The sequence below is a fragment of the Morganella sp. Je.2.23 genome (assembly GCF_051129855.1).
Classification (GTDB): Bacteria; Pseudomonadota; Gammaproteobacteria; order Enterobacterales; family Enterobacteriaceae; genus Morganella; species Morganella sibonii.
Genome location: NZ_JBCPSQ010000001.1, coordinates 1,787,897 through 1,800,418, shown reverse-complemented (window position 1 = coordinate 1,800,418; position 12,522 = coordinate 1,787,897). Strand labels below are relative to the sequence as shown.

Below are 12,522 nucleotides of genomic sequence, written 5' to 3'. Positions count from 1 at the left end.
GGGATTAATGCACCGGCTCCGTGTTGTATGTCCGTCAGATACAACATCAGGATGCGAGGAAGTCGATAATGGCCGCTTCAATCCGCCGGGCATCATCCGGCGAGAAGCCCAGCAGTTCACGCTGCGGATACTGAATATCAAGGTTGCGTAACCGTTCTTTCTGACCGAACTGGTGTACTGCGGCAATGTTAGCGGCGGCAGGGGCAAAGAAGATCGCCGCCTCGTTTTCATTGGAGAACACGCGCATATAACGGACGGTTGCCAGGCGTTTAAACATGCGGGTCTGTTTGCTTTTGCCTTTGACTTTTATCCGGTCTTTTTTAATGGCCGTGAACCGCTGAATATCACCTTTGCGGAATGAGCGCTGCGCATTCTTATCAATGTCAGTGCCGGTGATCAGACGCTTGTTCTGCTGCCAGTTCTTCAGCCGCCGTTCGCGCCCGCGCCAGATAAAACGCATTTCCCGCTGTACGGTAATAAATTGTGCCTTACGCCGGGTATAGGCGCTGCCGTCCGGGTTTTTCTGTTCACGGATGCGGGCTATCTGGCTTTTGCGCAGATCACGGACAATCGCCCGTGACAGCTTTTTCCGTTCGGCAGGACTGACCCGGGCCAGCAGCCCGGCGAGTTCATGATTCAGGGCATCAAGACTATTTTCTGACATTCAGGTATTCCCAGCTGTCCATCGGATTTTCCGGCTCCGGCACCGCTTCAACGCGGTACGCACCGTCCTGTACAGAAACAATAATCCGCTCTGTCAGTTTCAGGTCAATGCTGATGTTGGCGGTCTGACTGTTGAGAATATCAGCCTCAAAGCGTATACCGTTGGCGCGTTTGTCCGGGTTGGCGAGAATATCCGGCTGGTGCTGTTTTACCCATTCGACCACCACGGCAAACACAATATTCTGATCACCGGGAAAGGCTTCAAGAATAATATTCAGGCTGTAAATGTATTCGTAGGAGAGCGACGGTTCATTGGTGGCAAAAATGCCGCCGTCATCCACGAACAGATACAGTTTTTCCGGGTTCTCTTTCAGGTACGGAATCTTCCGGCACAGGGTGTCTTTAATGCTGTTGAGTTTGTTCATGCTGTCTTGCCTTTTCGGCGGCGCGGATGCCGTCCAGTTGCGTGTTTGCCTCATCCAGATCCGCGATCAGCAAATCAATCCACAACGGCAGTTCGCAGTAAGTCAGAGTCCGGGCGGCAGGGACGGCGGCACCGGTTTTGTCAGCGAGTCCGGAAGCGGGGTGCATTGTGCGGGCACGTAGACGGTGCGTGTCGCGGAGCAGGCCGTCAGAAACAGCGTGAGGCACAGGCAGATCACAGGTCGGATTGTTTTTAAGAATGGTGCGGTATTCAATCTGGCGCTCCTCCGAGGCGGCACGCTGCGTGATGTTATTCTGCGTTGCCGCCTGCGCTATCCGGTTAAAGCGGTTAAATTCAAATGACTGCGCGGTGATAATCCCGGCCTGCCGGCCGAGGTCTTTTTTCAGCGCGGTGTTTTCACCGGCCAGCCGTCCGGCTTTGTCGTAGTAATGCTTCAGGCTGAATGATAATAAGCCCGCAATCAGCAGGCTGAATAACAGCGTGATAATGCGGGCTTTGGTCGTCATAACAGTGCGTACGCCTTTTCAAATACATCAGCAGCATAAGGCTGCGAGGCGTTTTCAACCTGAATGATGGCCTTTGCCATAGCGACAGCGGTGTCTTTGTCGTGCAGGTCTAAACAGGCATCACGGCGGAAGCCGGTCTCTTTGCAGACACGGGTAATATAGTTTTCCGTGTGATTATTATCCGCAGCCGGTGCCCAGCGTTCGATAATCTCTTCCACGGTATCAATTTTTCCGCATCCCATCTCCGGTTTTCCCCGGTATTTTGAGTAGGTGCGTAACAGTTTCATCAGGGCACGGATGCCATATTCAGGCGAAATAAACGTACAAAACTGACTGTCAGCCTGTACACCGGCCAAACCCTGCCATTTCGATTTACTGTGCCGGATATTGCCCGGGTTATTATTTAGGATACCTCGTGACATGAATCAGTCTCCCAGTCGTTTATTAATCATGCGGTGTGCAATGTCGCGTATCTTCTCAACACCTAAAAACCCGACCGCGCCGCCAATCATGCCGGAGGCACCGTTCGGAATACCGATAAACTCCGCGCCGCTGATAATCGCCCATGAGAGCGCACCGCACAGCAGGCATTCAGCCCACTTGTTTTTACGGGTGTCGCCGTCATAAATCAGGCAGGCATAGCGGATAAAAATGGCTATCGCCACGCCGGACAGCTGCGGCCAGGCGTTTTTGAGTGTGTCGAGAATGTCAGCCCAGTGTTCTTTCATCGTTTTCATACCCATCCCCCTTTGTGGAGGTGTTATTAATCCCAAAGCCGGATCATTGTTTTTTGCGGCTGTTCCGTCACATCCGGCAGTTCAACCGGTGTTCCGTGCGGTAACACCGCACCGTGACCGGCAAGCCCGGGGTTCAGCTCCAGTGTCCGCTCAACCACACCGGCCGTCTGCCCGAGCACCCGGAAGCACAGGGCGTCAAGGGTTTCACCCTGCAACGCAAAGACATTCATATCAGTTCACAGATGTTGTGCGATTCACCTTTGATACGCTGGATAGCCCACTGCATATCACGCCAGAGGTCATCCACCGTTTCACTCAGGGCGGCGGCTTTCTTTTCGCCGCTGTCGGTGGTGTCAGTGTCGCGGTAACGCTCTGTCAGTGTCGCTTTTGCCCCGCTGTATACCGCCCGGCGGTAAAGCAGCATCAGTTCACTGTCGTTATTGATGTGGTCGGCCGGTACCGCCTCCAGTGAGGCAAACCCGGCGGCAATCTGTGACCGTTTCCAGCCTGCCAGCTCACGGTTGACTTCCGTTATGGCGTTGACCAGTGCGTGCCGTAACCGTTCTGTGGTCACTTTGCCGTCAGTCAGCATCGACAGTTGATAATTCCGCAGGCTGATATCCGGGAAGAAATCCCCGCTGCTGAGTGTTTCGTCCGCTATGTCTGTTGTTTTGTCTGATGTGAAGTCCATCGGTTACCCCGTAAAAGGTGGGCGGTGGACAGCGGATAAGCCGGTCGGCTGCTCCGCTGTGCCGCCCCGGCGCTGTGGCTCGTTCTGTTGTGCCGCGTCGCGTTCTTCCTGCTGTTTTGCGATCAGCTTTTCCAGCTGGCGCAAATCCTGCTTAACACCGACACGGTCATATAATTCAAGTGCCCGCAGCCATGAACAGGTGGCAGGCTGTAAATACCCGTCATCGCGCTGTGCATAGCCCAGCCATTTCAGGAGATTTGCCCGGACCTGATCAGGCATATCTTCTTCGCCGGTCAGATCAAGGGTACGGGTCAGCACATCCAGCGGGACCGGGGTTTTGGCGGTGTACATCTTTTCCGCCATATCCGCGATTTCTTCCGCAATGGCACACCCGGTTGTCCGGGTGTGGTTTTCCGGCATTTTCAGGCCGTGGCGCAGGGCGTAGTCCGCGATATCCAGTGCGCCGTGAAAGTCTCCGGCATCAATCCGCCAGAGCATCACGCGCATCAGTACATCGTCCTGCTGTCCTCTGCCGGAAGCCAGAATGCCGCCGACCCACGGTGCATAGTTCGGCAGCATTTCCCGCTTCACAGCAGCTTTGCGCTCAAATGACTGGATGCGCTTCAGCCTGCGGCGGTCAGCGTTCATCATCAGTGTCATCTGGGTGTAGGCCGTGCCGGTCTGTGTCTGCGGGTTGCGCTGCTGTGCATCCTGCTGCGCACTGACCCGCATCACATGACGGCGGAAAATACTGCCGCCCATTATTCGCCGCCCTCGTTGCCGGTATCACCGGTGTCCGGTGCTTCCGGCTTTTGGGTGCCGTTCTGCATCTGAATGTTTTCGATCAGCGCGGTACCGCGATAATCCTCAACAACATACGCTTCATTGACGGATTCGTAGTTCTCAATCCGGTCACGTTTCGGGTTGTCGATGATGTGGCGGCGGCGGGTTTCGCTCTGCCAGTAAATAGACAGGTTATCCAGACGGGTGATAAACAGGGCGTTTTCCGGGAAGTACGGCGCACGCACGGCCTGTAACCCGCCGATACGTTTCTGGCTGATAATCAGGTCAGCGGCCAGTTTTTCACTGTTTTCCTGCTCTTTATTGACCAGCGGGAAATATTTGTCGGATAACAGTTTGCGCCCGCAGATAACCACCAGTTCGGTATCGTCGCGGTACTCTTCGTCGATAACCTCATCAACGGCGCTCATCACGAGTGCATCAAGGTTATTGAAATCACCGCCTTTACCTACGCGGATCACGGCGGAAATCACGTTACCGGCATCGTCTCTGACATCACTGATTACATGCGCTTCTGCATCGGTGCGGACCTTTTGCAGCCAGCCGATATTGACGTCTTCCAGCATTTTGTTTGCAGTACGGTCGGATTTTTTGGCACGGTGTGTACCGTTAAAGCCAATCATAATGCGGTCAAGCGCCTGACGGCGGATAATGGCATTACGGATACGCAGCTGAAAATCTTTGAACTTCGCCCACAGATCCAGTTTTTGGTAGGTCAGTGCGGTGTCATAGTTGGTCTGCTGACACACATACTCAATGTCGGTCATCTCAGACGGGTCGGTCGCTTCGCGATCTTCTTTTGTGGTGTCTGTGGTTCCGGCGATAGTGGAGCCGACGCCCAGCCCGATAACCTGGCCTGTTTTTTCCGGAACCGGGACAATATTTACAAGGCCGAGGAATGCCGCAGACTGCTGAACGTTATCTTCCAGCGTCTGTGCGACTGATGGGGTGATTTCAACCTTGCTGGTCAGTTCCTCAACCGGCACTTCATACAGTGCAGACAGTCGCATCAGGTAGTCGTTAAATTTAAAGCGGGTCTCTTTTTTCATGTTCTCTTTCTCAGATTTGGTGAGGCCGGGATCAGCAGTCCGTCAGCAGTTCTTCCGGCTGTGTGCCGTTGTTGCCGAGTGACACCGGGCGCTTATGGCCGTTGTTATCCTGCTGGCTCAGTTGCGTTTTCAGTTCACTGAGCTCTTTTTTCAGCGCGGCCAGTTCCGCGATTTCTTCCGGCTCAGGATCGGACAGGCTTGTTTTTTTCAGGGCGGCAACATCTGTCTGAATGGCTTCGACGGCTTTGGCGATCAGTTCGACGCTCTGATGCACATCATGAAAACGGGCATCGTCCTGCTTACCTTTCCCGGTCAGCACTTCGGTGATACGGGTGAACAGAGACGGTCCTTTCGGTTCATCCGGCTTATCTTCGGTGAATTCGATAACGGTCTCTTCTGCCAGTGTGATCACGTTGTCTTTCGACTGTTTGCGACCCGCGAACGGGCTTTCCCCGGCGCCCTGACTGAATTGCAGCATCTGTGTGCCGAGGCTGGCCGGGTTATCCGTCACCGCCAGTCCGACAAGGTAGGCGGCACCGGTGTCCGCAAATTTCGGGGCGATTTCAGCAGAGGTGTATACCTTCTGACGCTTTTTATTCATTTCGATCAGGTCGGCGGTCGGTTTCAGCGTGGCATACAGGGCTAATTTGCCTTTCAGCGCACCATCGGTGATTTCTTCGGTATACACCGACTCGACATCCCCCAGGCGCGGCATGTAGGACATGTTGAGGTGATCAATATTAATGCGCGCCCCGTAGACGTTCGGGTCGTAGTTCTGTTCGATATCGGTCAGCCAGCTGCGCTGTACGGTGCGGCCGTCAGTGGTGGCACCCTCTGTACAGATACGCACCGGCTTTGATTTTACTGTCATGTGAATGACTCCATCAGTCAGGACGGGATTGTCAGTAATGATGGGGCTATGGTTCCGGTGAATTGCTGCGGAAACAATGAAAGGCTGTTGTACGCCGGGGGTATACAACAGAACAGCAGGGCGCGGGGGAAGTGCGGCCAGTAATCTGGCGGCATGGAAACGATAACCGTATTTGACTCACGCAAAAAGGCCATGCACCTGTATTTCAGCGGCTACCGTATTGCACGGATCGCGGAAATGCTGGGTGAGAAAGCCTCAACGATTCACAGCTGGAAGCGCCGCGACCAGTGGGACGACATCACGCCCTATGACCGGGTGGAGTTCACTATTGAAGCGCGGCTGTGCCAGCTTATCGCCAAAGAAAGCAAAGAGGGCAAGGATTACAAAGAGATTGACCTGTTAGGCCGTCAGCTGGAGCGTGCCGCTAAAATCCGGCGCTATCAGAACGGCGGCAATGAGACCGATCTCAACCCGAAACTGGCGAACCGTAACACCGGTGAACGCAGGGCCCCGGAAAAAAATGTGTTCAGCGACGAACAGATCGAAAAGCTGGAACAGATTTTCACGGGAAACATGTTTGAGTATCAGAAAAACTGGTACCGCGCCGGGGCACAGAACCGCATCCGCGATATCCTCAAATCCCGCCAGATAGGGGCGACATATTATTTCGCCCGCGAAGCGTTTATGGACGCGCTGCTGACCGGCCGCAATCAGATATTTCTTTCCGCCAGTAAGGCGCAGGCGCATGTATTCAAACAGTACATCATTGAGATTGCCCGCGAGGTCGATGTTGACCTGAAAGGCGACCCGATTGTCCTGCCGAACGGTGCCACCCTGTATTTCCTCGGTACCAATGCCCGGACCGCACAAAGCTATCACGGCAATCTTTACCTGGATGAATATTTCTGGATACCGAAATTTCAGGAACTGCGCAAAGTCGCCTCCGGCATGGCGATGCACAAAAAATGGCGGCAGACCTATTTTTCCACACCGTCAAGCCTGACCCACAGCGCATACCCGTTCTGGTCAGGAAAACTGTTCAACCGGGGCCGCGCCAAAGCTGACCATGTGGATATTGATATCAGTCATGCGGCATTACGTGACGGACGGCTGTGTGAGGATGGTCAGTGGCGGCAGATTGTCACCGTTGAAGATGCGGTGCGCGGCGGTTGTGACCTGTTCGATATCGCACAACTGCGCCTTGAATACAGCCCGGACGAATATCAGAACCTGCTGATGTGTGACTTTGTGGACGATATCGCGTCCATTTTTTCGCTGGAACTGATGCAAAGTTGCCTGGTTGATTCATGGGATGTGTGGGAGGACTTTCAGCCGGAACTGTACCGGCCATACGGTCACCGGCCGGTCTGGATCGGCTATGACCCGGCAAAAGGAACTGAGGGCGGCGACAGTGCCGGGTGTGTGGTGATTGCACCGCCGGTGATGTTCGGCGGCGCGTTCCGCATCCTTGAGCGTCACCAGTGGCGCGGGATGGATTTCCGCGCTCAGGCGGAAGCCATCAAACAACTGACCGAACGTTATAACGTGGAATACATCGGTATCGACAGTACCGGGATCGGCCACGGCGTTTACAAGTCGGTGCAGGAGTTTTTCCCGCAGGTGCGGGAGTTCGTCTATAACCCGGCGGTAAAAAACGCCCTGGTGCTGAAAGCATGGGATGTCATCAACAGCGGACGGCTGGAATTTGATGCCGGAGACCGGGACGTCATTCAGTCGTTTATGTCTATCCGCCGCTCAACCACCGCCAGCGGCAACCGCCCGACCTATGAAGCCAGCCGCAGCGAGGACGCCAGTCATGCGGATCTCGCCTGGGCGGCGATGCACGCCCTGTACAACGAACCTATCACGGGTGAAAACACCCAACATCATAATATCGTGGAGCTTTACTGATGAGCCGCAGAAATAAAAACAAACAGCATAAACAACAGAATACCGGCGGCGTGGAGGCGTTCACGTTCGGTGAGCCGGTGTCGGTGCTCGACAGCCGCGAGATTTATGATTACCTGGAGTGTGTCCGGATGGAGCACTGGTATGAACCGCCGCTCAGTTTTAACGGGCTGTCCAAAGCATTCCGGGCAGCACCGCATCACAGCAGCGCAATCTATGTGAAACGTAACATACTGACCAGCACCTTTATTCCGCACCCGCTGTTAGACCGGAAAACCTTTGACAGCTTCGCGCTGGATTTTCTGATGTTCGGTAACGCCTACGTTGAAACCCGTTACAACCGCCTCGGCGGCATCCTGCGGTTTGACCACGCCCCGGCCAAATACACCCGGCGCGGGATTGGCGGGGATCAGTACTGGTTCACCAAATACGGCTATGAGAGTGAGCCGTACCCGTTTGAACCCGGCGCGGTATTTCACCTGATTGAACCGGATGTGAATCAGGAACTGTACGGTCTGCCGGAATATCTGGCCGCACTGCCGTCAACCCTGCTCAACGAATCCGCCACGCTGTTCCGCCGCCGGTATTATCTTAACGGCAGTCACGCCGGGTACATTATGTATATCAGTGATTCTTCCCAGACACCGGGTGATATCGACAACATCCGTAAAGCGGTTCGCAGCAGCAAAGGACCCGGCAACTTCCGCAACCTGTTCCTGTATGCCCCGAACGGGAAGAAAGACGGCATTCAGATCATGCCGCTCAGTGAAGTCGCCGCCAAGGATGAATTTCTGAATATCAAGAACGTCAGCCGCGATGACATGCTGGCCGCCCATCGCGTACCGCCGCAACTGATGGGCATCCTGCCGCAGAACACCGGCGGCTTCGGTGACGTGGAAAAGGCAGCAAAGGTATTTGTCCGCAATGAACTGATGCCGTTGCAGGCCAAGCTGAAACAGCTGAATGACTGGTGCGGACAAGAGGTGATCCGGTTTGAGGATTACCGGCTGCCGGATGATTAATCACAATATGACAACAGGAACCGCCGCCGGCGGTTTTTTTACGTCCGTACATGATGAAGATCGGCGTTACCTATAATAATAGCGCCCCATGATATTATACTAAACCCGCAGCCGGAAGACGAATCTGCCGGATTTTGCCCCTCTGAAACCATCCGTTATACCGCCTGTAACGCACCGTGTGACGACCTGAAAAAAGATAACCCGTACACCTCTTTTTGCTTTTAACGCCGCTACGCCCGGGAAATTTGCGACAACCGGGAAGCGAACAAACATGCCGCCGCGCAATCGTAGCCCCGCCACGCCTGCCCACTAAATGCACCGCTTTTTATGCATCTGCATGACACAAGGAAAACACCACCAATTCTGGTTGGCTTCAGTAAAAATACTTTTCAAATGATCATGCGAATTCATGCGGATGAATGCAGTATGCACCATACATGTCATAAACAGTAAAATTAAAAATAATCAGTTAACAGTCCCAAGAAAGTACTAGAGTATCAAGCCTATAATTCATGCCGTTACATCCAAAATAAAACAAAATTCAAATAACGGCAAAAATATTATAGCGATAATATTGTTTGCATTATGCGCTCATATATCTATCAATATTCATTTGTCGCCGTAAGCTTCAGAACGGTAAAGGTTCATTGCCCCTGCGGATCTCAACTTATCTTTAAAAAAGTTACTAAGAGTAAAGCCTTGTAGTAGAGAATACTTTTCAATATAAACTTTAGATTTAACACCCTTAGTTGACAATCCATTCAGCATCAATGCCCCAGACTCTATTGATGAGAGTTGTGCCCTAACTAACTTAGCATATTTAACTCGCTCTTTTTTACGAAGAAAACTAGCTTCATCAATATGTTTAAATATATGATACAAGTTTCTAAAGTAATGCCCTGTATTAGAAAAGAAATTTTCCTCCTCATATACAAGATCAATTGAATACCTCATCCTTTCCTGAATTGGCTTATCATCATTTGACAAATTAAGAAAGTTAAACTTTACCTCGGTTATGTACCAATCAAGTGCATCTACTCCTTTGTATAATTCTCCATCATAGACTACTTTTATATTTGATAAATTTTCTTTGTGATATTTTATAAGTTCAAAAAGTACTGACTCAAATGACTGAGTCATAGATTGTTTAGATGTGGTATAAAGTGTGAAACAAACTAAAATTATAGATAAAAAACTCAAACTGGGATTAAGCACACCTCCGATATAATCACCGAACTGCCCCCACTGCTCTACCGATTGACTTATAGGCAAGTCCCCAAAATTAGTCCAATAATTGTATAAGGCAAGCGCAATAAATAAAAAAGTCACCAGAAAAAAAATAAACATAAAAGAGAATCTTTTTATATAGTCCATTGTTTTCACCATAACTTTAACCTTACACTAACTTAATATCATTTAAATCGAGCTCATATATTCCTTTCATAGCCTTACATATAATTGGTTTCGTTAGCCTTCTTATATTTTCAATTTTCCATGTAAAATAACCTTCCTTCCAAGTTCTTCCTAAACTGATTGAAGGATTGCCATCATTATAATCATCCTCTGTCCATATTTTGAACTCAGTAAAATCGACGATAGCCAAAGCGACCCCATCATCTATATCTTCATCAGTAGATAGATATTTTTGATTTTGAACAATCACAACATTTTTCATCGGAATTTCCGGTGGTAGCCATGACCTTATCTCAATGTTTTTTTTGCCATCTAGTATTAGATCTACAGCTGGCTTAAGGATGGATAGCGCTTGATATTTCATGGTATGACCCTTATGGTTGACACTCTTGTATTTTAACATAAATTATAAATATGAGGTATGATATGTTGATTTTTATAGCGGGAGTCCACGGTGTTGGTAAAGGTTACTTATGTGAAAAGTATGTAGAAAGTAATCAAGCTATACATAAAAGTGCCAGTCAATTAATTCGAGAATATGGGAAAATAGAGCTACCTACCAGTAAGATAACCGAAGATATTGACAAAAATCAAATTATACTATTAGCTGCTATTGATAGCCTTACTAAAAATGGATGTATGTTGTTACTTGATGGACATTTCGCATTAGTATCTAAAGATGGAATAATAACTGCAATAGAAACGGACGTATTTGAAAGGTTGAACCCCGATGGCGTGATTTTATTACAAAATGAGATCAATGTAATTAAAAAACGAATTAGTGAAAGAGATGGTAGTACAATAAAATATGATATCAGCTCTTTAATAGAAAGCGAGAATAAAAATGCAAAAAAAATATGTAGAGCCTTAGATATCCCCTTAAAGGAAATACATTCTGCTTCTATTAAAGATTTTAGTAATGCAATTGAAGAAATTAAGCGCGAGTCTATTTCTCGCGCTTAAAACAAACATTTAAATATATCGGAAAGATTGAGGTGCTTTTGCCCCTGGGGATATGTCTTCTAAATCTAATGGAGAGCTATATCTTCTGGGGCTTTTAACCGAAATGGCAAATGCTCTATCGCGCCGATGAAAATAGTCAGTAAAAAATTTATGACTTATTCCGGCATAATTTTTGGTTAAACTCCACAATTCAGAAGGTGAATTTACTAAAATATCACCGATCTTAAACTCTCCAATTACTTTACCTACAGGCATGGTTGCATAAATAATGACAGTATCAACATTTTTATTTTTAAATATGCTTTTTCTAAACTCAAATTTTTTTTCACCCGATAAAATTCGTTCAGCATATTCAGGTTTAATTGACAATAAAACTTTCATTTACGCCCCCATCGGTAATAATTCTCTTAAAATGTACATCACTCAAAGGAAGGAAGCCCCAATAATTTGCATCAGTATATCCAGTTATAGTCATAATATCATCCCTAATTATTCTTTTCGTTAAAGGGAAATTATATGTAAAGCGGATGATATAAGGATAATTTTTCTTTGCATACAAAAGCTTAAGTTCATCTTCATCAAAAACACTAAATGGCGCACAGTAATCCCGAAATTCTTCATAAGTAGAGAATTCATGAATATCTCTGACACTCAAAACCACACATACAGAAGTTGCTACTGAACGATAACGTGCCGGACCTTGCCCATCTGAAGTTCTATAGATTAAAAGGTTGTCACCGGCTCGTAGGTGTTGTGTTCCATCCATTCTGGTGAGATATACCTTTTCAATACTATTTGTATAAGAAATATCTTGAATTAAACTTCCATCTTCGTTATTCAGTTTAGATTCAGGAAACAACCGAGTATGCCACGAAGGGTATATACTTAGCAGGAAGTTTCTATTTCTTAATTTAATTAACGGGTAATTGGGATAGCTCATTTATTCTTTCCACTCCAAATTTTTGAAATAAACGCCTTCACGGCCATTGCTTGTTACTTGAATTTTTCTTGCTTGCAACTCGAAACCATAACGCTTTAATAAATTAATTAGTCCTTCATGCTTATCAAAAATAGTTACATATATTTCTTTGAGATTATTGTTCATCGCAAATTGAAAGACTAACCGGACAAACCTTTCACCTAATTTTGTTCCATGAGCATCTATTTTGAAAGTACCTAACTTTGCCCTCGGTTTTCTCTCAAATGTAGGTGTCGTATCCGTAATGGCTTCATTCTCTACTTTTAAATACAGGAATCCATCCATCTCGCCATTATCGTTGTACGAAACATAGGCTTTATTTCCTGATTTAGAGATAAACCAATTGTCAAAACCATCATAATCAGCTTTCAATGAATTGAAAAAACGGTCATTTAAGTCAATATCACGGAAGAATTTTTCTTGTATAGACATCCGAGTCTCCTCGTCAAGCCACTATTTTGCAATCAATAGGTT

At 48.5% G+C, this 12,522-nt stretch carries 18 protein-coding genes; 3 read left to right on the top strand and 15 right to left on the bottom strand.

Annotated elements, in window-relative coordinates; all coding sequences use genetic code 11:
• Positions 1–46 precede the first annotated feature (46 nt).
• From AAZR23_RS08900 to AAZR23_RS08855, 10 genes are read right to left on the bottom strand one after another with little or no spacing between them, the layout of a single operon-like run.
• Entirely contained in the window at positions 47–664 is a 618-nt protein-coding gene (locus AAZR23_RS08900; RefSeq protein WP_101924427.1) for a phage virion morphogenesis protein, read from the bottom strand.
• The gene (locus AAZR23_RS08895) at positions 651–1,088 is read right to left on the bottom strand and encodes a phage tail protein (RefSeq protein ID WP_186726689.1); all 438 of its coding nucleotides are present in this window, start codon (positions 1,086–1,088) and stop codon (positions 651–653) included. Before AAZR23_RS08895 ends, AAZR23_RS08900 begins: the two co-directional genes overlap by 14 nt.
• The gene (locus tag AAZR23_RS08890) at positions 1,066–1,614 is read right to left on the bottom strand and encodes a DUF2570 domain-containing protein (protein WP_275902660.1); all 549 of its coding nucleotides are present in this window, start codon (positions 1,612–1,614) and stop codon (positions 1,066–1,068) included. The genes AAZR23_RS08895 and AAZR23_RS08890 overlap by 23 nt, the downstream gene beginning before the upstream one ends.
• Positions 1,611–2,036: a structural protein gene (locus AAZR23_RS08885; protein WP_275902659.1), complete on the bottom strand. Its 426-nt coding sequence runs from the start codon at positions 2,034–2,036 to the stop codon at positions 1,611–1,613. The genes AAZR23_RS08890 and AAZR23_RS08885 overlap by 4 nt, the downstream gene beginning before the upstream one ends.
• 3 nt (positions 2,037–2,039) lie before the next feature.
• A complete protein-coding gene (locus AAZR23_RS08880; RefSeq protein ID WP_171819740.1) occupies positions 2,040–2,357 on the bottom strand; it encodes a phage holin, lambda family in 318 nt (105 codons plus the stop codon).
• Positions 2,358–2,377: 20 nt separating this feature from the next.
• Positions 2,378–2,581 carry a tail protein X gene (locus tag AAZR23_RS08875; protein WP_048822504.1) on the bottom strand — a complete coding sequence of 68 codons (204 nt, stop codon included), beginning with the start codon at positions 2,579–2,581 and terminating at the stop codon, positions 2,378–2,380.
• Positions 2,578–3,042, bottom strand: a complete 465-nt coding sequence (locus AAZR23_RS08870) for a head completion/stabilization protein (protein WP_275902658.1) — start codon at positions 3,040–3,042, stop codon at positions 2,578–2,580. The genes AAZR23_RS08875 and AAZR23_RS08870 overlap by 4 nt, the downstream gene beginning before the upstream one ends.
• A 3-nt stretch (positions 3,043–3,045) precedes the next feature.
• Positions 3,046–3,804, bottom strand: coding sequence for a phage terminase small subunit (gene gpM / locus AAZR23_RS08865; RefSeq protein WP_275902657.1), 759 nt, complete (start codon positions 3,802–3,804; stop codon positions 3,046–3,048).
• Complete coding sequence (locus tag AAZR23_RS08860) at positions 3,804–4,892, bottom strand: phage major capsid protein, P2 family (protein WP_275902656.1); 1,089 nt, start codon at positions 4,890–4,892, stop codon at positions 3,804–3,806. Before AAZR23_RS08860 ends, gpM begins: the two co-directional genes overlap by 1 nt.
• A 31-nt stretch (positions 4,893–4,923) precedes the next feature.
• Positions 4,924–5,763, bottom strand: coding sequence for a GPO family capsid scaffolding protein (locus tag AAZR23_RS08855; protein ID WP_275902655.1), 840 nt, complete (start codon positions 5,761–5,763; stop codon positions 4,924–4,926).
• A 153-nt stretch (positions 5,764–5,916) separates the two neighbouring features.
• Between AAZR23_RS08855 and AAZR23_RS08850 the strand changes: the two genes are divergently transcribed.
• Positions 5,917–7,674, top strand: coding sequence for a terminase ATPase subunit family protein (locus AAZR23_RS08850; protein ID WP_275902654.1), 1,758 nt, complete (start codon positions 5,917–5,919; stop codon positions 7,672–7,674).
• A complete protein-coding gene (locus AAZR23_RS08845) occupies positions 7,674–8,693 on the top strand; it encodes a phage portal protein (protein WP_275902653.1) in 1,020 nt (339 codons plus the stop codon). The genes AAZR23_RS08850 and AAZR23_RS08845 overlap by 1 nt, the downstream gene beginning before the upstream one ends.
• Positions 8,694–9,302: 609 nt before the next feature.
• Here AAZR23_RS08845 and AAZR23_RS08840 read toward each other — a convergent pair.
• Positions 9,303–10,079: a putative phage abortive infection protein gene (locus AAZR23_RS08840; protein ID WP_275902652.1), complete on the bottom strand. Its 777-nt coding sequence runs from the start codon at positions 10,077–10,079 to the stop codon at positions 9,303–9,305.
• Positions 10,080–10,089: 10 nt separating this feature from the next.
• On the bottom strand, positions 10,090–10,470 hold the full coding sequence (locus tag AAZR23_RS08835) for an ASCH domain-containing protein (protein ID WP_275902651.1): 381 nt from the start codon (positions 10,468–10,470) through the stop codon (positions 10,090–10,092).
• 62 nt (positions 10,471–10,532) lie between these two features.
• On the opposite strand from AAZR23_RS08835, the gene AAZR23_RS08830 reads away from it, so the two are divergent.
• Complete coding sequence (locus tag AAZR23_RS08830) at positions 10,533–11,069, top strand: ATP-binding protein (RefSeq protein ID WP_275902650.1); 537 nt, start codon at positions 10,533–10,535, stop codon at positions 11,067–11,069.
• Positions 11,070–11,078: 9 nt separating this feature from the next.
• On the opposite strand, the gene AAZR23_RS08825 is transcribed toward AAZR23_RS08830, so the two are convergent.
• The 3 genes from AAZR23_RS08825 to AAZR23_RS08815 are packed head-to-tail and all read right to left on the bottom strand — an operon-like array spanning position 11,079 to position 12,480.
• Complete coding sequence (locus AAZR23_RS08825) at positions 11,079–11,450, bottom strand: ASCH domain-containing protein (protein WP_275902649.1); 372 nt, start codon at positions 11,448–11,450, stop codon at positions 11,079–11,081.
• Complete coding sequence (locus AAZR23_RS08820) at positions 11,428–12,009, bottom strand: hypothetical protein (protein ID WP_275902648.1); 582 nt, start codon at positions 12,007–12,009, stop codon at positions 11,428–11,430. The genes AAZR23_RS08825 and AAZR23_RS08820 overlap by 23 nt, the downstream gene beginning before the upstream one ends.
• Positions 12,010–12,480: a GNAT family N-acetyltransferase gene (locus AAZR23_RS08815; RefSeq protein ID WP_275902647.1), complete on the bottom strand. Its 471-nt coding sequence runs from the start codon at positions 12,478–12,480 to the stop codon at positions 12,010–12,012. It abuts the gene before it with no gap.
• Between the last annotated feature and the right edge of the window lie 42 nt (positions 12,481–12,522).

What these genes read in the sequence shown, in the direction of transcription:
- AAZR23_RS08900 (WP_101924427.1), bottom strand. Translation starts at nt 664, where the DNA reads ATGTCAGAAAATAGTCTTGATGCCCTGAATCATGAACTCGCCGGGCTG.
- AAZR23_RS08895 (WP_186726689.1), bottom strand. Translation starts at nt 1,088, where the DNA reads ATGAACAAACTCAACAGCATTAAAGACACCCTGTGCCGGAAGATTCCG.
- AAZR23_RS08890 (WP_275902660.1), bottom strand. Translation starts at nt 1,614, where the DNA reads ATGACGACCAAAGCCCGCATTATCACGCTGTTATTCAGCCTGCTGATT.
- AAZR23_RS08885 (WP_275902659.1), bottom strand. Translation starts at nt 2,036, where the DNA reads ATGTCACGAGGTATCCTAAATAATAACCCGGGCAATATCCGGCACAGT.
- AAZR23_RS08880 (WP_171819740.1), bottom strand. Translation starts at nt 2,357, where the DNA reads ATGGGTATGAAAACGATGAAAGAACACTGGGCTGACATTCTCGACACA.
- AAZR23_RS08875 (WP_048822504.1), bottom strand. Translation starts at nt 2,581, where the DNA reads ATGAATGTCTTTGCGTTGCAGGGTGAAACCCTTGACGCCCTGTGCTTC.
- AAZR23_RS08870 (WP_275902658.1), bottom strand. Translation starts at nt 3,042, where the DNA reads ATGGACTTCACATCAGACAAAACAACAGACATAGCGGACGAAACACTC.
- gpM (WP_275902657.1), bottom strand. Translation starts at nt 3,804, where the DNA reads ATGGGCGGCAGTATTTTCCGCCGTCATGTGATGCGGGTCAGTGCGCAG.
- AAZR23_RS08860 (WP_275902656.1), bottom strand. Translation starts at nt 4,892, where the DNA reads ATGAAAAAAGAGACCCGCTTTAAATTTAACGACTACCTGATGCGACTG.
- AAZR23_RS08855 (WP_275902655.1), bottom strand. Translation starts at nt 5,763, where the DNA reads ATGACAGTAAAATCAAAGCCGGTGCGTATCTGTACAGAGGGTGCCACC.
- AAZR23_RS08850 (WP_275902654.1), top strand. Translation starts at nt 5,917, where the DNA reads ATGGAAACGATAACCGTATTTGACTCACGCAAAAAGGCCATGCACCTG.
- AAZR23_RS08845 (WP_275902653.1), top strand. Translation starts at nt 7,674, where the DNA reads ATGAGCCGCAGAAATAAAAACAAACAGCATAAACAACAGAATACCGGC.
- AAZR23_RS08840 (WP_275902652.1), bottom strand. Translation starts at nt 10,079, where the DNA reads ATGGTGAAAACAATGGACTATATAAAAAGATTCTCTTTTATGTTTATT.
- AAZR23_RS08835 (WP_275902651.1), bottom strand. Translation starts at nt 10,470, where the DNA reads ATGAAATATCAAGCGCTATCCATCCTTAAGCCAGCTGTAGATCTAATA.
- AAZR23_RS08830 (WP_275902650.1), top strand. Translation starts at nt 10,533, where the DNA reads ATGTTGATTTTTATAGCGGGAGTCCACGGTGTTGGTAAAGGTTACTTA.
- AAZR23_RS08825 (WP_275902649.1), bottom strand. Translation starts at nt 11,450, where the DNA reads ATGAAAGTTTTATTGTCAATTAAACCTGAATATGCTGAACGAATTTTA.
- AAZR23_RS08820 (WP_275902648.1), bottom strand. Translation starts at nt 12,009, where the DNA reads ATGAGCTATCCCAATTACCCGTTAATTAAATTAAGAAATAGAAACTTC.
- AAZR23_RS08815 (WP_275902647.1), bottom strand. Translation starts at nt 12,480, where the DNA reads ATGTCTATACAAGAAAAATTCTTCCGTGATATTGACTTAAATGACCGT.